Source organism: Microbacterium sp. ZW T5_56 (genome assembly GCF_044987425.1).
Taxonomy (GTDB): Bacteria; Actinomycetota; Actinomycetes; order Actinomycetales; family Microbacteriaceae; genus Microbacterium.
Window position 1 is genome coordinate 1 of the sequence record NZ_JBJDRI010000051.1, and the last position, 23,290, is coordinate 23,290.

Here is a 23,290-nt window from a genome sequence, read left to right on the forward strand (position 1 = left end):
AGATGTGTATAGGGGACAGTGCGGGTGGTGCGAGGGAAGGGGTTATCGGCAGGGTGGGCGCCTTCGTCGGCACGTCCGCCGGGCCTGTGGACGCCTCCGTCGATGCGGCGGGCCCGCCTGCCCAGGAGGGATGCGGATACACCTGCGACAGCGTCCCGCGCGTGCCGCCGAGCAGCGCGAGGACGGCGATGACCCCGAGGATCACGCCGATCACGATGGTCGTCGCGCCGAGCGGCATGGACCTGCGGCGCGGCAGGGACCTGCGGCGCGGTGCGGACCTGCGGACAGCGCCACGCGCGCGGCGGTTCAGGGAATGGATGGGGCAGCTCCAGATCGGGGGCTTTTCATCGTGTCACGACCCTCCGACACCCGTCCGGCCTCAGCGCCCCGGCCTCGCCCCGGCCGTCGCCTCGCATCGGCGTGGCCGTCGCCTCGCATCGGCGTGGAAGATGCCTTTCGCATCTCGCAGGCGCGCCGGAGGTGCGAAACCTCTCTCCGCGCCGCCGGTCGGACGAAATCACCGCACAAACGGGGAGAGGATGGAGGCATGACGAACCCCGCGCGCGCGACGGACCTCTCGCGCACCGCAGCTCCGCCTGCCATCTCCGCACGCGGGCTGGTGAAGCGATTCGGCGGCTTCACGGCGGTCGATGGCGTTGATCTGCACATCGAGCAGGGCGAGGTGGTCGCCTTCCTTGGCCCGAATGGTGCCGGAAAGACCACCACCATCGACATGTTGCTGGGGTTGTCGCAGCCGGATCAGGGGTCGGTTCACCTGTTCGGGGAGACACCGCGCGCCGCCATCGGGCGCGGACTCGTGTCGGCCGTGATGCAGACCGGTGGCCTCCTCAGCGACGTCACGGTGCGTGACACGCTGCGCATGACGGCGTCGCTGTTCGCGAATTCCACCTCGGTCGAGGAGGCGCTGCAGCGGGCCGGCATCGCCGAGATCGCCGATCGCAAGGTGGGCAAGTGCTCGGGCGGCCAGCAGCAGCGCCTACGGTTCGCGATGGCGCTGCTGAGCGATCCGGGGCTGATCGTGCTGGATGAGCCGACCACCGGGATGGATGTCGAGGGGCGCCACTCGTTCTGGCAGGCGATCCACGCGGATGCTCAGCGCGGGCGCACCGTCGTGTTCGCCACCCACTATCTGGAGGAGGCCGATCGATACGCGAATCGGATCATCCTCATCCGCAAGGGTCAGATCGTCGCCGACGGCACCACCGCGGAGATCAAGGCCATGGCGTCGGGACGGACCGTCGAGGCGGAACTCGCCGGTGCCGATCAGGCGATCCTGTCCGCGCTTCCCGGCGTGGACGCCGTGGAGATCCAGGGCAACCGCGTGATCATCCGCGCGGCCGACTCCGACGCCGTCGCGCGGTATCTGCTGACGCAGACCGATGCCCGCGACGTCACCATCACCAGCCAGAATCTCGAGCAGGCGTTCCTCGCCCTCACCGGCGACGACCAGCAGGGGGCCTGACATGTCGGTTGATTCGCAGCGCCTGGATCGTATCGATCCCACGGCACGCCGGGTTCCGCCGCTGGGCGGCTTCAGCTGGACGTTCCTCGGTATCGAGCTCAAGCGCGTGTTCCGCAACTTCTCGGTGGTGGGATTCACGCTGATCTTCCCCATCGCGATGCTGTTCGCCATCGCCCTGCCCAACAAGGGATATCCGGCGACGGCTGTGCCGCTCGAGCAGGGCGGGATCTCCGCAGCCGTGCCGATCATGATCTCGATGGCCGTCTACGGGTCGATGGTCGCCGCGTCCATGACCGGTGTCGCCGTCGCCGCCGAGCGCGCGCAGGGGTGGAGTCGGCAGCTTCGGCTCACTCCACTGAATCCGCTGGTCTACATGCTGATCAAGGTGATCACGGGCCTGGCTCTCGGCGGCATCGCCGTCATCGTGACGCTGATCGCCGGTGCCGCGCTCGGCATCACCGCTCCGATCGGGAACCTCATCCTCGCCGCCCTGCTCGCCTGGCTCACGGCGCTCAGCATGACCAGTCTCGGCCTCGCGGTGGGCTACGCCTTCCCCGCGCAGAACGCGATGCGCTACCTCGGCCCGCTGCTGCCGATCCTGAGCTTCATGGGCGGCCTGTTCGTTCCGCTGTCGCTCCTGCCGGAGGGCCTTCAGACCGCGGCCACGTTCACTCCGCTGTGGGGAATCGCCGATCTGTCGCAGAAGGCGATCGTCGGTGCTCCACTGGACCCCCTGGCCTGGCTGAACCTCTTCGTCTGGTTCGTCGTGTTCACCGCTCTCGCCGTGCTGATGTTCCGCCGCGACACTCGCCGGGTCTGACTCCCTCCGCCGCCGAGACACCCAGGCAAGTCCGAAACACCCCGCAACGCGGGGTTTCTCGGACTTGCTTGGGTTTCTCGGCGGGTGGACGGGCGGCTGGCTCGGAGGTTGCCGAGAAGTTGCACAGGCGAGTGCACTTTAACTTGCACAACGGTGTGCATGTTCATACGCTAGGGACATGAGCACCGTTTCCGTCCCGCGCCGCCGCGACGCCGAGGAGAACCGCGCCGGCATCCTGGCCGCCGCGGTAGGCGTCCTCGCCTCCGATCCGGCAGCCTCCGTCGACGCCATCGCGCGGGAGGCGGGGCTCAGCCGTCGGGCGCTGTACGGGCACTTCGAGGACCGCGACGCCATTGTGGCCGCGGTGATCGCCGCTGGCGCGGAGAAGTTCAATGGGATCGCTGAGACGGTCCAGGACGACGACCCGCGGGCTGCGCTCGCGCATCTCGCGGCCGCACTCTGGGCGCAGGCCCGCCACGTGCATGCCGCCGCTGCCCTGGCGCTGAACGAACGACTGGTCGCGCAGACCGCCGAGGCCATCCGACCGCTGCGGCAGCGCCTCATCGAGATCTGCGGACGCGGTGCCGAACGCGGCGTGCTGCGCCAGGACCTCCCGCCGCACCTCACGGCCCGCTTGGTGGAGGAGGCCGCCCGCGGCGTCATCACCCACGTGGATTCCATCCAGGCCGATGCGACGCGGCTGGCCATGCGCGCCGCCCTGAGCGCGGCGGGCCTGTCGTGGCGGGAGGTCGACGCGCTCGTCCGGGAATATGACGCCAGCGAGCCCTCCGACGATCCGCTCTCCACCAACGACACCAACGACACCAACGACACCAACGACACCAACGACACCAACGAATCGAAGGTCCGCGCATGAAGCGCCGCCCGCTCTTTCGCGCCCGCCGGGCGACCACCGAACCGCTGCGCATCGAACTGATCGGCGTGACGAAGGGGTCGGAGCGTGCCCCCATCTTGGCCGCGACGACCACCGGATACGCCTCGGGTGAGGCGGTGCTGGTTGAAGCGGAGACCGAACAGCGTCCCACCGTGCTGGGGCTCATCGCCAGCGGGCGTATGAAGCCCGACACCGGCGAAGTTCTCATCAACGGCCGCCCCCGAGTGGGTGAGCTGCGACGCAAGGTCGCGCTCATCGACGCACCGGATGTCAGCGATCCCGATCCCGACGTCATCACCGTGGGCGTGGTCGCAGAGGAGCTGATGTACGCGGGGCTTCCGTCCAATCCGATCTCGGCACGCAAGTGGATGAGTGAGCACGGTTTCGGCGACCTCACGATGATGCCGATCGGAAGCGTTGAGCCCTCGCGCCGCGTGCGCCTGCTCACCGAGCTCGCGTCGCAGCGTGAGGGTGTCGAAGGTCTCGTGATCGTGTCGCCGGATCGTCATGGCGGGCGCCCCCAGACCTGGTGGGCGGTGGCCGAGGACTTCGCCCGGCGCGATTTCGCTGTTCTGGTGATCGCCGGCCGCGCATCGTGGCAGGTGCTTCACGAGGATCGCACCGCCACCGAAGCCCTGACCGACGACGAGCGCGAGGCGATCCTCGCCGCTTTCGGGCAGACGTCCGTGATCGTGGATGAGGCTTCGGCAGACGAGGAGATTCTCGATCTCGGTGCGGCCGACTTCGATGCTGCGCTTTCCGATATGGCCGGCACTCTGGGGACCGAGGCCCCTGGGTTCGAGACGGCAGGGTCCACCGCGTCCGAGTCCGACGCTGCTGAATCCGACGTTGCTGAATCCGACCCTGCTGAATCCGACGCGTCCCAGCACAACGCGTCTGCATTCAGTGCATCCCCGTTCGAAGCCTCAGCGTCCCACGCTTCTGCCTCCACCGTGTCGGCGCCAGACGCCAACACGTCCACACCTGACGATCCCGCGGCTGACGACACCCACGATCACGTCGGCGAGACCCCGGATGCCCTCAGCGCACTCGCGTTCGACAACGCACTCGCGGCAGACAACGCACTCGCGGCAGACGACACGCCCGCGACACCCATCACGCCCGTCACGCCCGCGATCACAGTCACCGAAGACGACACCGATCCCCACGCCCTGCTCTCGGACTCTCACCCCTCCGAGGAGCCGAACGACCCACCCGCAGCTCGGCCGGAAACGGCCGGCGACGACGCGGAGGATGCCCGATGAAGATTCCCCAGATGATCGCAGCCGAATTTCGTCGGCTGTTCGCCACCAAGATGTCGGTGATCGCCCTCATCGCCCTGCTCTGCGTGCCGATCCTCTACGGCGGACTGTACCTCTGGGCCAACCAGGACCCGTACAGCAACCTCTCCAACGTGCCGGTGGCCCTCGTCGTGAGCGACAACGGCGCGGAGGTGAACGGCGCACGGCGAGACATCGGCGATGAGGTGGCCAAGGAGCTCCTGGACTCGGACACCTTCGACTGGCATCGCGTCTCAGCTGCGGAAGCCGAGAGCGGTCTTGACGCCGGCGCATATGACTTCACGGTCGAGATCCCGTCGGATTTCACGGCCGGCATAGCATCGATCGCCACCGATGACCCGCATCCGGCTGATCTGGTGCTGCGCACCAACGATGCCAACAACTACCTGGCTTCCACGATCGGCAAGACCGCGATCGAGACCATTCAGCGCACCGTCACCGAGAAGGTGGTGTCGGAGGCGGGGCTCACCATGCTCGACGCGCTGCACGAGATCCGCACCAAGCTGGTCGACGCCACCGACGGCGCCACCCAGCTGGTCGACGGACTCGTCACCGCACAGGACGGCACGAGCAAGCTCGGCGACGGAGCGCAGCAGTTGGTCGACGGCTCGCAGGCACTCGCCGACGGCGCGACCACGCTGGCGGATGGTGCCGGCAAGGTGGCCACCGGATCGGCCAGCGTGCGCGACGGTGCCGGAACCCTCGCGGACGGCACCGTGCAGCTGCGCGATGGCCTCGGAACGCTCGCCGACGGTGCGAGCCAGGTGGCGGGCGGTACCGGCCAGCTCGCCGACATCGCCGACCAGATCGGGGACGCCGCGCAGAACGCCGCGGACCAGCTGCCCGCCGTGCGTGAGGACATCCGCACGCGCCTCGTCGAGCAGGGCCTCAGCGCCGATCAGATCGATCGCGTGTTGGCGGCTCTCGACCCGGTGGGAACCGAGCTCACCAACGCGGTGGACCAGGTGCAGGGCGCGCGCGACAAGATCGACACTCTCAACAGCGGCGCGACCCAGGTGGCAGACGGCGCCTCGCGGCTCCACGACGGAGCGGTGACCGCCGCCGACGGTGCCGCCGCGCTCCGCGACGGCGCGAGCCAGGTCGCGGACGGGGCGTCTCAGGTGAGCACCGGTGCTGCCACGCTCCGCGACGGCACGGTGACGCTGCACACCGGAACAGTCACCCTGAAAGACGGGGTGGGATCGCTCGCCGACGGACTCACACAGCTGCACGACGGGGAGGTGACCTTGCGGGACGGCCTCGCCTCCGGAGTCGACCAGATCCCCAACAGCGACGACGCCACGCGCGCCGCCCAAGCGCACACCCTCGGCTCCCCGGTCCAGATCGCGAAGACCACACTCACGCAGGCGCAGAACTACGGCGCCGGACTCGCACCGTTCTTCGCGGCCCTCGCCGCCTGGATCGGCATCTACGCCCTGTTCCTCATCGTGAAGCCGATCTCGCGTCGCGCGGTGACGGCACTGCACTCACCGGTGCGCGTGACGCTGGCCGGTTGGGCGACGCCCGCGCTGCTGGGTGCTGTGCAGATGGTCGGCCTGTTCGCGGTGCTCTCGATCACGCTGGGCTTCAACTTCGCAAACCCCGCGGCGGCACTCGGGTTGTTGGTTCTCGCCTCGGCCACCTATACCGCGATCATCCTGGCGCTCAATGTGTGGCTGGGGTCGGTCGGTCAGTTCATGGGTCTGATCCTGATGGTCCTGCAGCTCGTGACGGCGGGAGGAACCTTCCCGTGGCAGACGCTGCCGGCACCGCTGGCATCCCTGCACCACATCCTCCCGATGGGCTACGTGGTCGATGCGATGCGCCAGATCATGTATGGCTCCGGGGGCTGGGATCGCGTCTGGAGCGACGTCGGCGTGCTGCTGATCTGGCTCGTCGGAGCGGTGGTGCTCTCGATCCTCGGGGTCACCCGGATGACACATCGCCGTACGATGCGCGACCTCGCCCCCAGCCTCATCGGCTGAGCCTGCCATCGCTGGCAGCCGAGGGGTCGCTAGCGACGCATCCGATCGGTGGAATAGGCAGGGGTGGCATACACGCCGCCCTGGGGGACGTCGGGATCGATGTGCTCGCGATCGCCCCACGCAGCCGCGTCGTCCTGCGGAACATAGCCGATGGCGGTGCCCTCGGCGAGATCCCACCAGCCGCCTGTGTTGGCGGACACCGCGTAGAACACCGCCGTGTGCTGCGTCGTGGTCATCGCGGCGATGAATGCGCGCACCGCATCGGCGGGGCTGAGCCACGTACGCTGCTCCCGGGCGGAACCCGGGCGATCTTCGTAGCTGCCGATGCGGAGCGAGACGGTGCTGATCCCGAACTTGTCGGCATAGAGCCGGCACAGCGCCTCTCCGGCAACCTTCGACACACCATAGAAGCCGTCGGGACGCGGCGGCATCTCCGGCGTGATGTGGTCGCCGGAGCCATACAGACCCGTCAGACGGTTGCTGCTCGCAGACACCACCCTCGCCACCCCCGCCCGCCGGGCCGCCTCCAGCACGTGGTAGGTCCCGACGATGTTCACCTCGGCCAGGTCGTGAAAGTCCGCCTCATCGGAGATACCGCCGAGATGAATGACACCGTCGGCACCGGCGAACAGCTCCACCAGCGCATCGAGGTCGGCCAGATCCGTCTGCGCCACGCAATCGTGCGGCCCGACCGGGTCGACCGCACGGATGTCCGTGGAGACGAGGGTCACCTGGCGATCATGCAGCGCAGCGCGCAAGGCGCTCCCGATGTTCCCGGCAGCACCAGTGACGACCCAGCGACGTCCCGCGATCTTCGTCATCGTGCGATCGTATCGGCACCCGCCCCCACTCGGCGGGCTGGCTCGGCAGGGATGTGCCGGCGCGGATGCGTCCCCGAGGGTTCTGTGGAAGCGCCCCGGCAGACTCACCCCCGCACAGAGGTCGCCCCGGGCGCGCGCGATCGCTAACATCGACAGCATGCACGCCTGTGCGTGGCTGCTGTTCGAGGGGAGCAGCGGGGAGGAAGTTTCTCAATGGCGAAGACATCTGGGAGCACGCGTACCCGCGGCCGTGGCCGGATCATTCTGACCCGGACGCTGTGGACCCTGTTGGCAGCGGTGATCGCGGCCGTCATGGTGGTGGGGGTCCTGGTCAGTTGGACGATCCAGCGATCGTTCCCGCAGGTGCGTGGCGAGGTGCAACTCACGGGTCTGTCGGCTGAAGTCACCGTGCAGCGCGATGCCGCCGGCGTGCCGACGATCACCGCCGACACCACCGACGACCTCTTCTTCGCCGAGGGCTTCGTACACGCGCAGGATCGCTTCTGGGAGATGGACTTCCGCCGGCACACCACATCCGGACGCCTGTCGGAGCTGTTCGGTGAATCGCAGGTCGGCACCGACAAGTTCCTGCGCACGCTGGGTTGGCATGAGATCGCGGAGCAGGAGGTGGAGGCGCTGGACGACACCACGCGCAGCTACTACGAGTCCTACGCGAAGGGCGTCAACGCGTATCTGAAGGAGCACCAGGGCGCGGACGTGTCGCTCGAATACGCGGTGCTCGGCCTGCAGAATCCGGACTACGAGATCGAGCCCTGGACGGCGGCGGATTCGGTGGCGTGGCTGAAGGCGATGGCCTGGGACCTGCGCACCAACATCGAGGATGAGACCGAACGCGCCATCCTCGCGCAGAACTTCACACCCGCGCAGATCGCCGAGCTGTACCCGACGTACCCGTTCGATGAGAACCCCACGATCGTCCCGCCGCTGCCCGAGCAGAAGACCACGGGTGCGGTGCGCGTGCCGTCGGTGACGGATTCGGGCATCGAATGGAGCGAGGTCGGCTCGGTCATCGAGGCCGCCGACGCGCTCCTGGGCGACCCGGGTGAGGGTATCGGATCCAACTCCTGGGTGGTCAGCGGCGAGTTCACCGACACCGGCCTCCCACTGCTCGCCAACGATCCTCACCTCGGCGCCGCGCTGCCGAGTGTCTGGTATCAGGTGCAGCTGCGGTGCTCGACGGTGTCGGCGGAGTGCCCGTTCGACGTCGGCGGGTTCAGCTTCTCCGGCCTCCCGGGGGTGGTGATCGGCCACAACGCGCAGGTCGCGTGGGGCTTCACGAACCTGACCACCGATGTCGCCGATCTCTACATCGAGCGGCTGCAGGGCGATCAGTACTGGCGCGACGGCGCGCTCGTCCCGATCACCGAGAAGGAGGACGTGATCAAGGTCGCGGGCGGCGCGGACGTGCCGCTGACTATCCGATCCACGGTGCACGGCCCGATCCTGTCCGGGCTCACCGACGACTTCACCTCCATCGCGGAGCACGCCGAGATCGCGGGCGCCCCCGCGGGCGATGCCTATGCAGTGAGCCTGCGCTGGACCGCGTTGCAGCCGGGCAACACCGCGAAGGCGATCTTCGTGCTGAACACGGCGAAGGACTTCGACGATTTCCGCGCTGCCGCGCAGGTGTTCGATGTGCCCGGCCAGAACCTCATCTATGCCGACAAGGAGAACACGATCGGCTATCAGGCTCCCGGCCTGCAGCCGATCCGGGGTGCCGGCGACGGCACCGTTCCGGCTCCGGGATGGGACAGCCGCTACGACTGGACCGGCTACATCCCGTTCGATGAGATGCCGATGGTGAAGAACCCGGCGCAGGGATTCATCGTCACGGCGAACAACGCGATCGTCGATGACAGCTACCCCTACTTCCTCAGCACGGACTGGGACCACGGCTATCGGGCGGCGCGCATCACCGAGCTGATCACGCAGACGCTCGCCGAGGGCAAGATGAATGCCGCGCGCATGCAGGAGATTCAGAACGATCAGCAGTTCTGGCTCGGGCCGCAGCTCGCCGCCGCGGTGGTAGACCTGCCCATCGATCGGAAGGGTCCGCAGGCAGCGGTGGCACTGCTGACCGAATGGGACGCGCAGAACTCGATCGACTCCCCTGCGGCCGCGTACGCGAATGTGCTGTGGGACACCCTCGGCACGGCGATCTTCCTGGATCATAAGCCGGCTCCCGCGCCGGTCAGCGGTCAGGGCCGGATGTTCCAGATGGTCTCGACCCTGCTGGAGCAGCCGGACTCGTCATGGTGGGTGGATCCGACAACCGGCGCGACCGGTCGGGATGCCGTGCTCACCGCCGTCGTCAATCGCGCCTACGACCGGCTCGCGGCACTGCAGGGCGAGGACGTCACGAAGTGGAACTGGGGCTCGCTGCACGCGATCACGCTCACCAGCGCGACGTTCGGCAAGTCGGGCATCGCGCCCATCGAGTGGCTCTTCAACCGCGGCCCTTACGCCGTGGGCGGCGGATCATCCGTGGTGGACGCGACGGGCTGGAACCTCGGCTCCAGCTTCGCCACCACGTCCGTGCCGTCGATGCGCATGGTGCTGGACGTGTCGGACTTCGACAAGTCCACGTGGATCCACCTCACCGGTGCCAGCGGTCACGCCTTCCATCCGAACTACGTGGATCAGACGCCCGACTGGTCGGTCGGCGTGCAGCGGGGCTGGGCCTTCACTCCCGACGCCGTCGCCGCCACCACCGTCGACACCCTCACCCTGCACCCCTGAAACCTGCACCCCTGACGTCCATACACCTCCCGTGAGACTTCCGTCTGTGGGCGAGAATCAGCGCGTTGCGGCGATTGTCACCCACAGACGGAAGTCTCACGGCACTGGACGGTGCTGGGAACGAACCAGCGCACGGTAGCGGGCGAGGAACACCCCCCAGAGCAGCACACCGATGAACAGCAGCGCCCCGCCGACGACCGCGATGGTGACGCTGGGCGACCCCGCTCCGGGCGCGTTCACGAGGACGAGGCCGAGCGTGAGCACGAGGACACCGGCGATGAGCAGCCCCAGACCCATGCGGGTCGCCAGGAGCAGCGAGCGCTCTACGCCGTGCATCGGCTCGACTTCACCCGCCTTCGCGATGTACTGCGACCACCGCGTACCGGTCCACCACCGCGTACGCCCGAGTTGATCACCGGGGTACCAGCCTGCTGTCGGCCCCTCGACCTCGCCCGGAAGCGGGCGCATCTCATCGGTGATGACGGGGGCATCCGCAGGCCACGGCAGACGCTCGCGCCGGCGCGCCCGCAACGCCCCGTACAGCCAGAACGCGCCGAGCAGGAGGAACAGCAGCCCCGACGCGACGAAGGCCCTGTTGTTCAGCCCGATCAGCGTCTGCGAGACGCCGATGACGACATACAGCATCGCGAGAACCAGCCCCTGACTGGACCGCTGAGAGCCGGTGATCCGGTCCGGTCGCGGTACGCCGTCGCGCAGCGAGTATCCGGACCAGATCGCCCCGGTGAACCACCGCGTCTCACCCGTGCTCGGCACCCGGTACCACCCCAGCATCGGAGCCGCGCCCAACACCGGAGCAGGGAGCGTCGGCGGGACGGGCACGGCTCGAACGTGCTCGGTCCAGGCCGTCCCGTCCCACCACCGCTGGAGTCCCGGCTGCTCGGCGTCGTACCATCCCGGTTGCGTGCTCATACGTCCCCCTCTCGTTCCCCCATCGTGCCGCGAGACTTCCGTCTGTGGGCGACACTCCACGCGTTGCGGCGATTCTCGCCCACAGATGGAAGTCTCGCGGGGTCAGTCGTCGTTGTCGGAGGACTGGGCGTCGGCGAGTTCGTCAACCAGCAGCGAGTCCTCGTCGAGGGTGTGGTTGCGGTAGGCCTGACGACCGATGATGTGGGCGGACAGCGGGGCGGTGGCGAACTGCATCAGCACGATCGCCACGAGCATTCCGATGGCCGGCCAGGACCGCACCGAGATCGCCACCGCCAGCGCGATGAGCACGAGACCGAGCACCTGCGGCTTCGTCGCTGCGTGCAGACGAGTGGGCACATCGTGGAAGCGCAGCAGACCGATCGCGGCGACCAGACACAGCAGGGCTCCGATCAGGATCAGGATGAGGGCGGCGGTGTCCCAGAAGGCATCCCCGTTCACGATTTCTCCCTCCGAGCGACGAATCGCGCGACGGCGATGGATCCGAACACCCCGATGGCGGCCACGATCAGCAGCACCGGCAGGTTGCGCGTGTGATGGTTGATGGCCATCTCCGCACCCAGCACACACAGCACCTCGGTGAGCAGCACGTCCGAGGCAACGGCGCGGTCGAGGATCGACGGGCCGCGCACGATGCGGATCAGGCTGAGCAGCGCGGCGACACCGAACACCACGATGATCACGATCAACAGGGGATTCATGCCGTCGCCTCCGTTCGTCGCAGCGCGTCCATCTGGTCGCGCGAGCCCACGGCACGAACGATGCGCCGCTCCCACCTGCGCACCTCGGCCTTCGCCTGGCGCAGGCTCTCGTCATCGTCGATGCCCAGCACGTGCAGGTACAGGATGCGGTTCGCGCGGTCGGTCTGCACCACCAGCGAGCCGGGGATCAGCGATGCGGTAACGCCGACGTGAGTCATGATCAGATCGTCGTCCGTCTCCAGCTGAACCCCGATGATCGCGGTTCCCGGATACCGACGCGGGTTCAGCACTTGCAGCGTCACCTGGAGCGAACCCGCCACCACCGCCACGCTGAACGTCACGGCCAGCACCGCGAGGTACCAGACGTTGACGCGTCCGGACAGCTCCACCGGTGGCAGGAGGAAGATGCGGGTGACGACGAAGGCCACGACGATACCGCTCACCAGCGAGAAGGCCGAGAACTCGCCCCAGAGCAGCATCCACACCACGATGAGCCAGACGAAGAACGGCAGCTGCCGCCACAGGGACTGCCAGAACGTGCGACGGGTCTCCGGACTCATGAGGGCACCTCCTCTTCGAGCTGAGACAGCGTGACGGGTGTCGTGAGTGCCGAGCCGATGCGCTCGCACAGCTCGAACAGCGGACCCGCGAACACGGTCAGCGCGATGGTGACCGCCACGAGTCCTGCCGTGGCTCCTGTCATGACGCGAGAGTTGGTGCGCTGCTCGGATGAGTCGTCGGCCGCCGGAGCGTCGCCGAGGTGACGAATGCGCGACTCGGTCTCGGCGGAATCCTCGTCTTCGCGCCAGAACGCGAGGTTCCAGGCACGCATCAGCGCGTACAGCGTGAGCAGCGACGTGATCACACCGGCGGCGATCATCACCCACATCAACGGAGTCCCGGCCTCGGCTGCCGCGACGAAGAGTGCGTACTTGCCGATGAATCCCGAGAACGGCGGAATGCCACCGAGGTTGATCGCCGGGAGGAAGTAGAGCACGGCCAGCAGCGGGGCCGCGGTCATGAGCCCGCGCACCCGCAGGATCGATGTCGATCCGGCCCGGCGCTCGATCAGGCCCACCGCGAGGAACAGCGTCGTCTGCACGATGATGTGGTGCACCGTGTAGTACACCGTCGCACCGTAGCCCGCGGCGGTGCCGATCGCGATTCCCAGCACCATGTAGCCCACGTGGCTGACAAGGGTGAACGACAGGATGCGTTTGAGTTCCGCCTGCGCCACGGCACCGAGAACCCCGACCACCATCGTGGCCACCGCGACGATTCCGAGCACCATCGACATGTCGTTGTCCGGGAAGAGCTGTGTCTCGGTGCGGATCAGCGCATACACACCGACCTTCGTGAGCAGCCCGGCGAACACAGCGGTGACCGGCGCGGGGGCGGTCGGATAGGAGTCGGGCAGCCAGAACGACATCGGGAACACGGCGGCTTTGATGCCGAACGCCACCAGGAGCATCACGTGCAGCACCGTCTGCGTCTCCTGCGGCAGTGTGGCCAGCCGCTCGCCGAGATGGGCGAGATTCACTGTGCCGACCGCACCGTAGATCATGGCGATCGCGGCGAGGAAGAGGATGGACGACACCAGCGAGACCACGATGTAGACCACACCGGTGCGGATGCGCGCGGCGGTTCCTCCCAGCGTGATGAGCACGAACGAGGCCACGAGCAGGATCTCGAATCCGACATACATGTTGAACAGGTCGCCGGCGATGAACGCGTCGAAGATGCCGGCGCCGAGGATCAGGTACGAGGGGAAGAAGATCGAGACCGGAGTGTCCTCATCGCGATCCGCCGCGCCCTGTCCCACGGAGAACAAGAGGACGGCGAGCAGCACGACCGCTGAGACCGCGACGAGCAGGGCGGAGAGGCGGTCGACATAGAGCACGATGCCAAAGGGAACCGGCCAGCCACCGACAGATACCGCAAGCGGCATATCTCCCTGATCGACGATCAGCAACATCGCCGCGGCGACCACGAAGACCGCCGACAGGGTGATCACGGAGACCAGGATCTGCGTGCGACGCTGGCGACCGAACACCAGCGTCAGAGCAGCACCCAGCAGCGGCAGGATCACCACCATCGGGACGAGCGCGTGAGCGGTCATGCGTTCCCCTCCCGAGTGTCGGTGTCATCGTTCTTCGTCTGCGAGACCGGTCGATCAACCGGAGCGTTCTCGTCGATTGCGGACACGTCCCAGCTGTGCAGGATCGTGATGGGCGAGGTGTCCACACCCACGAAGTCGGTGGTGGCGTCGTCGGCGCTGAGGTCGGCGTCGTCGTGGATGACGTCCTCTTCGGCGTCCGAACGCTCGCGCACCGCGAGGTCCTCTTCGTCGTCCTCGACCATGTCGGCCTGTCCCAACTGCCAGGACCGATAGATCAGAGCCAGCAGGAACGCGCTTACCGCGAAGGTGATCACGATGGCGGTGAGCGTGAGCGCCTGCGGCAGCGGATCGCTGATGTCATCTGCGGTGGCGGGGTCGTCGGGATCGTAGAACGCGGAGATGCCGGGCGCTCCCATCACGATGAGCAGCAGCAGATTGATGGCGTTTCCGAGGAGCAGGAACCCGATGAGCACGCGTGTGAGACTTCGTTCGAGCATCGCGTAGACACCGGCGGCGGCCAGCACGGCCATCACGATGATGAGCATCCCGGAGACGTTCATGCAATCACCACGTCATCCGTCAGGTCGTCGTTCTCGTGCAGCTGGCGATCGACCTCCGCGCCGAGGCTGCGCAGCACGTCCAGCACCAGGCCGATGACCACGAGATACACGCCGATGTCGAAGATGGTGGACGAGCCGAACTCGATATGGCCGAGGAAGCCCGCATCGAAGCTCCAGAACGTGGAGGTCAACGCAGGCTGGCCGAACACCATCGGCAGCAGTGCGGATCCGACCGCGAGGAGCATTCCCGCGCCGAGGAGTCGTCCGGCATCCGTCGGGGCTGCGGCTCCGAGTTCATAGCGGCCGCCGGCGATGTAGCGCATCACGAGCGCCATTCCAGCGACGAGGCCGCCCGCGAAACCGCCACCGGGCAGGTTGTGTCCGGCGAAGAGCAGGTACACCGACACCACGATGATCGTGTGGAACAGCAGGCGGACGATCACTTCGAGCATGATCGAGCGGGAGCGCGGATCCATGGTGGAGCCGCCCACCAGCCACGCGCGGGGTGCCAGCGCGTTGCTCGGGTTCTGCAGTGCGATGCTGCCCGTGGTGGTCTCCACGAACGGACGCAGGCGGGTCTTGCGACTGCGCGCTTTCGGCACAGCCCGCAGCTGCGAGAGCAGGTCGGTGCGGTTGGTGACGAACACCAGGGACGCAACGCCGGTCGCGGCCAGCACGAGCACCGACAGCTCCCCCATCGTGTCCCAGCCACGAAGATCGACCAGGGCCACGTTGACGACGTTCTTGCCGTGGCCGAGTTCATATGCGAGCGCGGGGAAGTCGTCCGAGACGGGACGCAGGCTTCGGGCGTCGGTCGCGACCACCACGATGAACGCGAGCGTGAGACCGACGGCGGCTCCGATGATCGCTCGGGTCACCGGCCACACGCTGGCGTGGCGATCCCCCATCCGCGCCGGGATGCGGCGCAGCACCAGGGTGAACGTGACCAGCGTCACCGTCTCCACGAGCACCTGGGTGAGCGCGAGATCCGGCGCTCCCATGGTGGCGAAGAGGACCACCATGCCGAGCCCGGTGACGGAGACGAGGACCACGCCGGTGTAGCGCTTGCGTGCTCGCACGGCCACGATGCCGGCGATGATCATCACCGGTGCCAGCACCAGCTGCGCGGGGTGCTGCCAGGCGTCGATGGCGCCGCGCCAGGAGGGTGAGGCCAGCAGCGCGGGGATCTCCGCTCCCACGAAGACGATGAAGATCGTGCCGACGTAGATCGGAAGCGAGCCCCGCTGGAAGAGGGCGGTGACCAGGACGGACAGCCGGTCCACCGCGTGCTGAGTGCCGACGTACGCGTCGGCTCCCGTGAACGGCAGCAGGTGAGGACGCCGGTCCCAGGTGGCTGCGCGGCTCCACCAGAACACCAGCGCGCCCACCAGGATGGCACCGACCGTGATGAACAGAGGTGCTTCGAAGCCGTGCCACAGCGACAGGTGCGCGTCATATTCCGGTTCGGGAATGCCCGTGGACGAGCGGGGTGCGGTGTTCGCGTACAGCGCCAGCGGGTGATCCAGCAGCGGGGCGACGATGCCGGTCAGAAGGCTCAGTGTCGCCAGGATCGCGGGAGCCAGCACGAAGCCGAACGGCGGACGAGGCCAGGCGATGGAGGGGATCGCGGCACCCGACTCATCGCGCTTTCTCCAGAACGCACCCCAGACGAAACGGATGCCGTACGCCACCGTGAGCGCCGAGCCGAGAGCCAGGCCGATGAGCGCGATCCAGCCCCAGACCGATCCGCCGAGCGCCTCATCGAGGAACGCCGCGAGGGCGCCCTCCTTGCCCGCAAAGCCGATCGTGGGAGGCAGTCCCGCCATACAGGCCACCGCGATGATGGACACGGCCGCCAGTGCCGGGGCTTGTCTGCCGACCCCGGAGAGCTCGTAGACGTCTCGCGTGGACAACTGTCGGTCGATCACACCGACCACGAGGAACAGTGCTGATTTGAAGAGCGCATGTCCGATGAGGAGCGCCATGCCGGCAAGCACCGCGTCTCGAGTGCCGTATCCCAGGATCGCGGTGAGCATGCCGAGCTGGCTCACGGTGCCGAACGCCAGAATGCGCTTGAGGTCGGTCTCCCGCAGCGCCTGCGCACCGCCGAGCAGCATCGTGAAGATGCCCAGGATCACGATGACCGGGCGCCACGGCATGACGTCTGCGAACGCCGGGGCGAACCGCGCCAGCAGGTAGATGCCCGCCTTCACCATCGCCGCCGCGTGCAGGTAGGCGCTCACGGGGGTGGGGGCAGCCATCGCACCGGGCAGCCAGAAGTGGAACGGGAAGATGGCCGATTTGCTGAGCGCGCCCACCAGGATCAGCGTGAGGGCGAGGCCCAGCCACGCGTTCTGCGGCGGATCGGAGAGGATCGCGGTGATGCTGGTCGTGCCGGCCTGAACCACGAGCATCACCGCGCCGACGAACATCACCAGCCCACCGAGCGTGGTCACCAGCAGCGCCTGCAACGCGGCACGACGGCTGGCGGAGCGGCTGTGGTAGTACCCGATGAGCAGGTAGGAGAGCACGCTCGTGGTCTCCCAGAACATCACCAGGACGATCAGGTCGTCGGTGAGCACCAGCCCGTACATGGCGCCGGCGAAGGCGAGGAGGACACCGCCGAAGAGACCGAGCCCTTTTGCCCCTTTGCCCGCGAAGTACCACCGGCAGTAGAGGAGAACCAGGGCACCCACACCGGTGACGATCAGCGCCATGACCCAGCCGAGCAGGTCCATCCGCATGGACAGCGTGATGCCGAGTTCGGGGATCCAAGCGAAGCTCTCGTCGATCTCACCGCCGGCCAGAATCGTGGGCGCTTGCGCCGCGGCGTGGACGAAGGCAAGGGCGGACAGAGCCGCGCCGAGGAGGAAGCCGTTAGAACGCCAGCGCTTCATCAGAGCGGGCAGGATCAACGGAACCACCGCGAACGCGGTGAGAAGAAGCAGCATGGGCGACCTCCGGACTCGTCGGTCGGCAGTACGTCGACACAGGCGGGCGGGGTATGACCATTTTACAGGCTCACAGCCAGCTCCCGGCGAAAATCAAGTCATCCCAGTAAAACTCCGACACGATCCGGGCATTCTGACGCCGGCGCGAGATGCCGTGGAACTCCTCCATCCGGAGGTTGTTCGCACGGCACGGCACAGCACCGCGCACGTGTGCCCCGGGACGTCGCTCGGCTCAACCCTGCAGGGGGCTACCGGTCTCCGAGAGGAATGCGGCTCGAATGTCCTCCACTGAGAACGACGAGTACAGCAGGAATCGTGACGCGTCGGCGTCGGTGAGGAACGACACATACCGGTCTCCTGATGCCGTGTTCCACGCGATGGTGACGGTGCCCGGCGCACGCGAGACCAGATATCCGCCGTGCATCCCAACCCCCAGCGGCGCTCGGAGATCGAGGGCCAGACGTGGCACACCGTTCCGATATCGAACGCTGTTTCCGATGGCGAACGACAGGTAGCGGTCCACCTCGTACAGCGAGTTTGTGGTCAGCAGCGGTGGCGTGAGTACACCGCGCTCCCGCCGCCCGACCACGTATGTGCCCTGCTCCACCGTGCACACGAAGTCGGGTTCACCTCCGATGAGCCCGAACGCCAACGAATTCCGATCGGCGACGGGAGTAGTCGGCTCCTCCCAGAAGAAGCGTCCCTGTGCGGCGTAGTCGGCGAGGCCGACCATCGTCTCGCGATAAGTCATCGAATCACCCCGTACTTGTCGATGAGGTCGGCGACACTGACCCAGAGTGACCGTGAGGTGTCGACGAAGAGAATCTGCCAGCCTCCACCAGGAAACCCGAGTGCGGGTGCCACCACGGAGATCTCCGGCTGAATCGGGGCCGGCAAGACCCCCGTGAGTTCGTAGGTGTGGTACTCGAACTCCGAGTGATAGGGCGTCACACTCCGCATCTCGAACGCCGTTCCGCGTACGGCAAGATGGACGCCGCTCTCAGCCCCGACGCGATCGAGGTGCTGGAACTCCGGGTAGTCATTCAGCAGTGCCGCAATGCTGTCGTATCGAACCCGAGAGCCCGGTTGAGCACCGTGATTCTGCGGCCACCGCACCCGCGCCTGCATCCGCGCAGCTGCCTCGCCCGGCAGCGGCGCCGGGCCGCCCCTGTCATCAGTCATTGCCCCTCCATTCGAATAGTTCCAGCCAGTTCACCGTCGAGTGCTCTGCGCCGCGTGTCCAGGGAGGTACAGAACCGAAGACCGGGCTCCCGTCAACCCTCATCACGGCTTCGCGGACTTCGGCGGGCGAGTACCGCGCACCCAACATGACATAGCGGGCGTGGTAATCACCCGATCGGAAGAACTTCTCGGTCCCGTGCTCGTTCCACCGAATGACCAGTTTCCCGTCATCCTCAGCGACGTCATATCCGCCGAAACGGCCAGGGCGCACTTCCGGAACAAGCCCAAACCGCAGCTCAGGCAGTCCGACATACTGCCGAAAACCCCCTTCTAAGGTGAACATCAAGTACTTATCGAGAGCCTCGACAGAGTTTGTCACAACGTCTTCTGACAACAGCTTCCCGCGACTGTAGTCTCGGACGGTGAAGTTGCCGTCAGCCCAGGACACCCAGGTGTCGGGATCACCACCAACGATAAGGACCTGGGCCCCCGGCGGACGGTCAGGATCAGAATGCCACTCGACAGGTTGACCCCAATGGTGCTCACGCGCGAAGACGATGAACGCCTCCAACGCCTCCCACTCATTGTTCACTTGAGAACTCCATATGGTGATTTGAGCTGGCCAACAGAGATCCACTCGCCGGAATTGGTATCAAGGAAGCGAAGCTGCCAGCCACCGCCGGGGAATCCGTTCGCCGGCGCGATAACAGAGATCTCGGGCTTGATATGTGGAGGAAGAGTTCCGACGATGTCATGCTCATGCACCGCGCCGTCGTTTCCTGGCCACCGCACACCTCCCGGCTCTCGCCAACAGCACGATCCGCGCCCGCTTCACCAGTCCCGCACGAACCGTGCTCGCTCGCGTCCACCGCCACAACTCCGACTCGTCGCCCTCGAACAGCCGCAAAGCAGGAGGAGAATTCGCCATGGCCAACTCTCCCAAACCACCAACTATTTAAGAACTAACGATACGCCACACCAGCGCGACATTGCGCAGATGCACGTTGGACTCGGACGTCAAAGCTGCAGAGGTGTCCCAGACGGACGGTCAATCAAGAGGATGGGTCCGCCTGCTTCACGGTGGATCGCGATGTCGGATCCCACCGGAAGGTAGAGCAGAGGGAGGACTGCAGGCTCGATCTCGACGACGGTGTTGAAGCTGACAACGGTCATGTTCGCGGGTACGGATAGGTATGCGTCGTCGTCGATGGCTGACAGGAATCGCCAACCGTTGTCGACCTCGGTAGCGGGCTCCTCGCGGAATGCCCAGCGAATGGGAGCGACGCCCTCGAGGGCGTTGCGCGAGATGATCGAGCCTCCGCTGTTGCGGACAAACTCAGTGGGTGGCGACATAGTCTTCCATTCACTTGAGGATGCTGGCTCGGTACGGAACGGCGCGTGCGTAGCCCAGAGGTGTCGCGCCGCGTGACGACGGAGTTTCGAAGTCGAGGCGGACGGGCTGCTCGAACCAGAGGTTGTAGATGGGCTCGAGGTCCTCGTCTGTCAGGTTGATGCGAAGGACCTCGCAGAAAACTAGGCCGCCTCGCGGGCTCACCGCGTTGACGTCCGCACCGAGAGCGATGAGCCGCTTGGCAATGCTCACGTCACGCGCGACATCATGCTTGACCTGCCCGAAGAGCACGTGAAGCTCGGCGTATCCCTCGGAGTCTGCTGCGCCGAGCGGGCAGCCGCGATCGAGCAGCCACTCTGTCGATTGGGTCTGCTGCACGGATAGGTGACATCTGATCTGGCTTGCCTGGGAGGGCGGCCTGGAAGGATGTCATTGTGCCCAAGCCTTACCCCACCGAGTTTCGTGACGATGTCGTGCGCGTCGCGCGGAGCCGCGAGGCCGGAGTCACGATCGAGCAGATCGCGAAAGATTTCGGCGTCCACCCGATGACCTTGCAGAAGTGGCTCCAGAAGGCCGCGGTCGACGACGGCGGCAAGCCCGGCGTGACGCGGAACGAGGCAGCGGAGGTGCGTGAGCTGCGCAAGCGGAACCGGCTCCTCGAGCAGGAGAACGAGGTCCTTCGGAAGGCTGCGGCGTATCTGTCGCAGGCGAACCTGCCGGGAAAATGATGTACCCGCTCGTGACTGAGCTCGCCGACGCGGGGATCCCCGTGACGGTGACGTGCCGGGTATTGAAGCTCTCTCGCCAGCCCTACTACCGGTGGCTCGCGAACCCGATCACGGCCAGCGAGATCGTGGAGGCGTATCGCGCGAACGCCCTGTTCGACGCGCACCAGGACGACCCCGAGTTCGGACACCGGCTCCTCGCCGACGAGGCCCGTGAGGCCGGCGAGGCGATGGCGGATCGGACCGCGTGGCGAATCACGTCCGAGAACCAGTGGTGGAGCGTGTTCGGGAAGAGGCGCGGCCGCAACGGCAAGAAGCCGGGCCCCGCGGTCCACGACGACCTCTGCACCGTGACCGACGCGGACGGCCGGGTGCGGCACGAGTTCACCGCCGACGGCCCGAACCAGCTCTGGCTGACCGACATCACCGAACACAAGACCGCGGAGGGCAAGCTCTACCTCTGCGCGATCAAGGACGTGTTCGGGAACAAGATCGTCGGATACTCCATCGACTCCCGGATGAAGGCGAGTCTCGCCGTTCGCGCCCTGGAGAACGCCGCCCAGATACGCGGTCAGGTCGCCGGCTGCGTAGTGCATTCCGACCGCGGGTCGCAATTCCGCAGCCGGAAGTTCCTGCGCGCGCTGACCCGCCACCGCCTGGTCGGATCGATGGGCCGAGTCGCCTCCTGCGGTGACAACGCCGCGATGGAATGATGCGACGAATCGTTGTGCCCATTCTCTTGAGAGCGCGCTGGCTTCTATCCTGGTGCTTGTCCGGGGATCAGCGAGGCTCTACCCATCATCTGGGTGAAGACGCTGAGGGACACGGCGAGGTCCCCGCGATTGAGGTGGCTGGGGTGTGGCGTTCCCCCCAAGGGCAGGAACGGGGCGTAGAAGAACGCTTCGTAGAGTTCCGGTTGTCCGAGCCGTGCGATGCCCGCTGTGTAGTCGCCTCGTTGCAGCCAGGTGTCGAGGTAGCGGGGGTCCTCAAGGAACGAGAACAGCGTCTCGAACTGCGGGGCAATGTTGCGGATCTCGCCGATCCGGTACAGCACATGACGGATGACGCCTCCCGGTGTCCCGTCAGGCTGCCAGACGAAAAGGTCACCCATGCCGGTGGCAAGGAAGGGGATCGCGCCCTGAGTGTCGGTGAACCACTCGGACAAGTACGGCTGGTACTTCGCCGGATCGATGATGCGGACGTAGCCGTCTTCGCCGATGAATCCCGTACCCCACTCGCGCCACAGCGTCACCAGCTCTGTCGGGAAACCCTGCCACGCGGCGAGCGACGCGAGAGTCTGCTCCGGTACCGGCGCCGCTGCCCGGTAGGTCGTGAATGTCGCCATTACGGTGTGTCCTTCCCTGCGGTGGAACTTACCCCGGTGGACCGCCAGTCGTAGCCGAGGATATCGGTGAACGGGTCCACGACGAGTCCCACGGTCTCTTCGTCAAGCTTCGGCCGTGCCGCAAGCGCAAGAACTGCAATCTTCAGAGACAGCGTGACGCTGTTCAGCGTGAACCGCTCCGCCGTGTTCGATGTCGGGGGGTATGAGCGTCTCAGTTCTTGAATGAGGTCCGCGGCGACAGACGTCAGCGCTGAGCTGTGTGCTGCCGACCACCTCACCTTGAGCACTCGGCGCTGGGCGTCCCGCACGTCCTTGCCGCGCGTCGCGGATTCGACGAGGGTTACCGCCTCGGCAGGGAGCGTGCGTGCTGCCTGCACGAACTCGGCGACCTGGTCACCGTTGATTCCGAGCTTGTTCATATGTCAGATCCTAGGCCGGACCGCCACAACAGCGATCTACTGTTCCTCGTGAATGGGCGGCGGCATAGCTTATCGTCGAGGGCCATCTACAACTGTGAAGTTCACATTCAGACGAACATCACCGAAGAGCTCGGGCGGCAGGCCCGAATCCTCAAGCGCCTGTCGAAGATCACTGATCATCTCATCTCGGCGGTCTTGCCATTGCCTTCCTATGGAGGAGTTGATATTGCTGTCTCCAAACCCTGCGATTTGGTTCGGGTTTCCACCGGGGTATTGATCCGGGCTGTGTATTCCGACCTGACCATTGATCTCATCCTCGGCGGCTCGGACGGCGTCAGCTCGCGATACGCCAGGGCCAACCAGTGTATCTGCTCTCGCCTGAATCCAATCGTCCTTGTATTGCACCTGCGTATTGAGGCGCTTCTCAATTTCGTATCGCTCAAGGTTTGCGGTCCACTCGTCGAAGCTCAGTTGTTTCATCGAATCCTGTTGCACGTCGATCTGTCTGATCATTTCTTGCAGGTCGTGCGTTGACTGGGTTCGATTGAATGTGACGCTCACCTCCTCGGCGAGGTAAAGGACGCCGTCGCGAACGACGACCGTCGGTGGTTCGGCGTCGATGAATGGGCGCAGTTCGTCTGGGATTTCGTTTGGATCGATCAGGCGACCGCTATTGGTAAGTCCTGAGTTGGACGGAACATCGGGGTTTACTGGACCGATGTTGCCGTTGGGCCCGTGGGGGAGCGAGTCGTAGTGCGGGTGGATCGGGTCGTAGCGAGGATCGTTCTTGAGATGATCCGGGAGTTCGTTGTGGAGGCGCACCCGATCTGCTGGAGTCAGGTCGCTCGAAGGGGTATCCCCGTATGGGGGCTTACCTCCGCCACCGCCGCCTCCTGGGCCGCCGCCCCCTGAGCCACCTCCGCC

At 66.3% G+C, this 23,290-nt stretch carries 25 protein-coding genes; 8 read left to right on the forward strand and 17 right to left on the reverse strand.

The genetic code is table 11. From position 1 onward, the window contains the following. Positions 1-238, reverse strand: a 238-nt coding sequence (locus tag ACI3KU_RS17825) for a hypothetical protein (RefSeq protein WP_404923679.1), incomplete at its 3' end; no start/stop codon positions are given. A gap of 309 nt (positions 239-547) precedes the next feature. On the opposite strand from ACI3KU_RS17825, the gene ACI3KU_RS17830 reads away from it, so the two are divergent. The 5 genes from ACI3KU_RS17830 (at position 548) to ACI3KU_RS17850 (ending at position 6,484) form a co-directional block, all read left to right on the forward strand. Then, positions 548-1,483: an ABC transporter ATP-binding protein gene (locus ACI3KU_RS17830; protein WP_404923680.1), complete on the forward strand. Its 936-nt coding sequence runs from the start codon at positions 548-550 to the stop codon at positions 1,481-1,483. Between the two features lies 1 nt (position 1,484). Then, positions 1,485-2,303, forward strand: a complete 819-nt coding sequence (locus tag ACI3KU_RS17835; protein ID WP_404923681.1) for an ABC transporter permease — start codon at positions 1,485-1,487, stop codon at positions 2,301-2,303. 178 nt (positions 2,304-2,481) lie between these two features. Beyond that, a complete protein-coding gene (locus ACI3KU_RS17840) occupies positions 2,482-3,180 on the forward strand; it encodes a TetR/AcrR family transcriptional regulator (protein ID WP_404923682.1) in 699 nt (232 codons plus the stop codon). Then, positions 3,177-4,463 carry a hypothetical protein gene (locus ACI3KU_RS17845; protein ID WP_404923683.1) on the forward strand — a complete coding sequence of 429 codons (1,287 nt, stop codon included), beginning with the start codon at positions 3,177-3,179 and terminating at the stop codon, positions 4,461-4,463. The genes ACI3KU_RS17840 and ACI3KU_RS17845 overlap by 4 nt, the downstream gene beginning before the upstream one ends. After that, the gene (locus tag ACI3KU_RS17850) at positions 4,460-6,484 is read left to right on the forward strand and encodes a YhgE/Pip family protein (protein WP_404923684.1); all 2,025 of its coding nucleotides are present in this window, start codon (positions 4,460-4,462) and stop codon (positions 6,482-6,484) included. Before ACI3KU_RS17845 ends, ACI3KU_RS17850 begins: the two co-directional genes overlap by 4 nt. A gap of 29 nt (positions 6,485-6,513) precedes the next feature. Here ACI3KU_RS17850 and ACI3KU_RS17855 read toward each other — a convergent pair whose 3' ends face one another. After that, the gene (locus ACI3KU_RS17855; protein WP_404923685.1) at positions 6,514-7,305 is read right to left on the reverse strand and encodes an NAD-dependent epimerase/dehydratase family protein; all 792 of its coding nucleotides are present in this window, start codon (positions 7,303-7,305) and stop codon (positions 6,514-6,516) included. A 213-nt stretch (positions 7,306-7,518) separates the two neighbouring features. Here ACI3KU_RS17855 and ACI3KU_RS17860 point away from each other — a divergent pair, with 213 nt between their 5' ends. Continuing rightward, a complete protein-coding gene (locus ACI3KU_RS17860) occupies positions 7,519-10,065 on the forward strand; it encodes a penicillin acylase family protein (RefSeq protein ID WP_404923686.1) in 2,547 nt (848 codons plus the stop codon). Positions 10,066-10,161: 96 nt separating this feature from the next. On the opposite strand, the gene ACI3KU_RS17865 is transcribed toward ACI3KU_RS17860, so the two are convergent. From ACI3KU_RS17865 to ACI3KU_RS17920, 12 genes are all read right to left on the reverse strand, one after another. Next, positions 10,162-10,995 carry a DUF2510 domain-containing protein gene (locus tag ACI3KU_RS17865; RefSeq protein WP_404923687.1) on the reverse strand — a complete coding sequence of 278 codons (834 nt, stop codon included), beginning with the start codon at positions 10,993-10,995 and terminating at the stop codon, positions 10,162-10,164. A 102-nt stretch (positions 10,996-11,097) separates the two neighbouring features. Beyond that, the gene (gene mnhG, locus ACI3KU_RS17870; RefSeq protein WP_404923688.1) at positions 11,098-11,454 is read right to left on the reverse strand and encodes a monovalent cation/H(+) antiporter subunit G; all 357 of its coding nucleotides are present in this window, start codon (positions 11,452-11,454) and stop codon (positions 11,098-11,100) included. Beyond that, positions 11,451-11,714, reverse strand: a complete 264-nt coding sequence (locus ACI3KU_RS17875; RefSeq protein ID WP_404923689.1) for a monovalent cation/H+ antiporter complex subunit F — start codon at positions 11,712-11,714, stop codon at positions 11,451-11,453. Before ACI3KU_RS17875 ends, mnhG begins: the two co-directional genes overlap by 4 nt. Then, complete coding sequence (locus ACI3KU_RS17880; protein ID WP_404923690.1) at positions 11,711-12,274, reverse strand: Na+/H+ antiporter subunit E; 564 nt, start codon at positions 12,272-12,274, stop codon at positions 11,711-11,713. Before ACI3KU_RS17880 ends, ACI3KU_RS17875 begins: the two co-directional genes overlap by 4 nt. Next, a complete protein-coding gene (locus tag ACI3KU_RS17885; protein ID WP_404923691.1) occupies positions 12,271-13,833 on the reverse strand; it encodes a Na+/H+ antiporter subunit D in 1,563 nt (520 codons plus the stop codon). Before ACI3KU_RS17885 ends, ACI3KU_RS17880 begins: the two co-directional genes overlap by 4 nt. After that, entirely contained in the window at positions 13,830-14,393 is a 564-nt protein-coding gene (locus ACI3KU_RS17890; RefSeq protein ID WP_404923692.1) for a Na(+)/H(+) antiporter subunit C, read from the reverse strand. Before ACI3KU_RS17890 ends, ACI3KU_RS17885 begins: the two co-directional genes overlap by 4 nt. After that, positions 14,390-17,344, reverse strand: coding sequence for a Na+/H+ antiporter subunit A (locus ACI3KU_RS17895; RefSeq protein ID WP_404923693.1), 2,955 nt, complete (start codon positions 17,342-17,344; stop codon positions 14,390-14,392). Before ACI3KU_RS17895 ends, ACI3KU_RS17890 begins: the two co-directional genes overlap by 4 nt. Before the next feature lie 232 nt (positions 17,345-17,576). Then, the gene (locus ACI3KU_RS17900) at positions 17,577-18,095 is read right to left on the reverse strand and encodes a hypothetical protein (protein WP_404923695.1); all 519 of its coding nucleotides are present in this window, start codon (positions 18,093-18,095) and stop codon (positions 17,577-17,579) included. Beyond that, complete coding sequence (locus ACI3KU_RS17905; RefSeq protein ID WP_404923696.1) at positions 18,092-18,526, reverse strand: TNT domain-containing protein; 435 nt, start codon at positions 18,524-18,526, stop codon at positions 18,092-18,094. Before ACI3KU_RS17905 ends, ACI3KU_RS17900 begins: the two co-directional genes overlap by 4 nt. Then, entirely contained in the window at positions 18,519-19,118 is a 600-nt protein-coding gene (locus tag ACI3KU_RS17910) for a hypothetical protein (protein WP_404923697.1), read from the reverse strand. Before ACI3KU_RS17910 ends, ACI3KU_RS17905 begins: the two co-directional genes overlap by 8 nt. 425 nt (positions 19,119-19,543) lie before the next feature. Beyond that, a complete protein-coding gene (locus tag ACI3KU_RS17915) occupies positions 19,544-19,879 on the reverse strand; it encodes a DUF2185 domain-containing protein (protein ID WP_404923698.1) in 336 nt (111 codons plus the stop codon). 10 nt (positions 19,880-19,889) lie between these two features. Further along, on the reverse strand, positions 19,890-20,255 hold the full coding sequence (locus tag ACI3KU_RS17920) for a hypothetical protein (protein WP_404923699.1): 366 nt from the start codon (positions 20,253-20,255) through the stop codon (positions 19,890-19,892). A gap of 56 nt (positions 20,256-20,311) precedes the next feature. On the opposite strand from ACI3KU_RS17920, the gene ACI3KU_RS17925 reads away from it, so the two are divergent. Both ACI3KU_RS17925 and ACI3KU_RS17930 read left to right on the forward strand, forming a co-directional pair. Next, the gene (locus ACI3KU_RS17925) at positions 20,312-20,605 is read left to right on the forward strand and encodes a transposase (protein ID WP_404923700.1); all 294 of its coding nucleotides are present in this window, start codon (positions 20,312-20,314) and stop codon (positions 20,603-20,605) included. A gap of 11 nt (positions 20,606-20,616) precedes the next feature. Further along, the gene (locus ACI3KU_RS17930; RefSeq protein ID WP_404923701.1) at positions 20,617-21,315 is read left to right on the forward strand and encodes an IS3 family transposase; all 699 of its coding nucleotides are present in this window, start codon (positions 20,617-20,619) and stop codon (positions 21,313-21,315) included. A 44-nt stretch (positions 21,316-21,359) separates the two neighbouring features. Here the strand turns inward: ACI3KU_RS17930 and ACI3KU_RS17935 are convergent, their stop codons facing one another. From ACI3KU_RS17935 to ACI3KU_RS17945, 3 genes are all read right to left on the reverse strand, one after another. After that, the gene (locus ACI3KU_RS17935) at positions 21,360-21,947 is read right to left on the reverse strand and encodes a T6SS immunity protein Tdi1 domain-containing protein (protein WP_404923702.1); all 588 of its coding nucleotides are present in this window, start codon (positions 21,945-21,947) and stop codon (positions 21,360-21,362) included. Further along, entirely contained in the window at positions 21,947-22,366 is a 420-nt protein-coding gene (locus tag ACI3KU_RS17940; protein ID WP_404923703.1) for a hypothetical protein, read from the reverse strand. Before ACI3KU_RS17940 ends, ACI3KU_RS17935 begins: the two co-directional genes overlap by 1 nt. A gap of 69 nt (positions 22,367-22,435) precedes the next feature. Next, on the reverse strand, positions 22,436-23,290 hold an 855-nt coding region (locus tag ACI3KU_RS17945), incomplete at its 5' end, for a polymorphic toxin type 15 domain-containing protein (RefSeq protein ID WP_404923704.1).

Bases quoted from the DNA above. Each gene is read 5' to 3' on its own strand.
- ACI3KU_RS17830 (WP_404923680.1), top strand. From the start codon at position 548: ATGACGAACCCCGCGCGCGCGACGGACCTCTCGCGCACCGCAGCTCCG.
- ACI3KU_RS17835 (WP_404923681.1), top strand. From the start codon at position 1,485: ATGTCGGTTGATTCGCAGCGCCTGGATCGTATCGATCCCACGGCACGC.
- ACI3KU_RS17840 (WP_404923682.1), top strand. From the start codon at position 2,482: ATGAGCACCGTTTCCGTCCCGCGCCGCCGCGACGCCGAGGAGAACCGC.
- ACI3KU_RS17845 (WP_404923683.1), top strand. From the start codon at position 3,177: ATGAAGCGCCGCCCGCTCTTTCGCGCCCGCCGGGCGACCACCGAACCG.
- ACI3KU_RS17850 (WP_404923684.1), top strand. From the start codon at position 4,460: ATGAAGATTCCCCAGATGATCGCAGCCGAATTTCGTCGGCTGTTCGCC.
- ACI3KU_RS17855 (WP_404923685.1), bottom strand. From the start codon at position 7,305: ATGACGAAGATCGCGGGACGTCGCTGGGTCGTCACTGGTGCTGCCGGG.
- ACI3KU_RS17860 (WP_404923686.1), top strand. From the start codon at position 7,519: ATGGCGAAGACATCTGGGAGCACGCGTACCCGCGGCCGTGGCCGGATC.
- ACI3KU_RS17865 (WP_404923687.1), bottom strand. From the start codon at position 10,995: ATGAGCACGCAACCGGGATGGTACGACGCCGAGCAGCCGGGACTCCAG.
- ACI3KU_RS17875 (WP_404923689.1), bottom strand. From the start codon at position 11,714: ATGAATCCCCTGTTGATCGTGATCATCGTGGTGTTCGGTGTCGCCGCG.
- ACI3KU_RS17880 (WP_404923690.1), bottom strand. From the start codon at position 12,274: ATGAGTCCGGAGACCCGTCGCACGTTCTGGCAGTCCCTGTGGCGGCAG.
- ACI3KU_RS17885 (WP_404923691.1), bottom strand. From the start codon at position 13,833: ATGACCGCTCACGCGCTCGTCCCGATGGTGGTGATCCTGCCGCTGCTG.
- ACI3KU_RS17890 (WP_404923692.1), bottom strand. From the start codon at position 14,393: ATGAACGTCTCCGGGATGCTCATCATCGTGATGGCCGTGCTGGCCGCC.
- ACI3KU_RS17895 (WP_404923693.1), bottom strand. From the start codon at position 17,344: ATGCTGCTTCTTCTCACCGCGTTCGCGGTGGTTCCGTTGATCCTGCCC.
- ACI3KU_RS17900 (WP_404923695.1), bottom strand. From the start codon at position 18,095: ATGACTTATCGCGAGACGATGGTCGGCCTCGCCGACTACGCCGCACAG.
- ACI3KU_RS17905 (WP_404923696.1), bottom strand. From the start codon at position 18,526: ATGACTGATGACAGGGGCGGCCCGGCGCCGCTGCCGGGCGAGGCAGCT.
- ACI3KU_RS17915 (WP_404923698.1), bottom strand. From the start codon at position 19,879: ATGTCGCCACCCACTGAGTTTGTCCGCAACAGCGGAGGCTCGATCATC.
- ACI3KU_RS17935 (WP_404923702.1), bottom strand. From the start codon at position 21,947: ATGGCGACATTCACGACCTACCGGGCAGCGGCGCCGGTACCGGAGCAG.
- ACI3KU_RS17940 (WP_404923703.1), bottom strand. From the start codon at position 22,366: ATGAACAAGCTCGGAATCAACGGTGACCAGGTCGCCGAGTTCGTGCAG.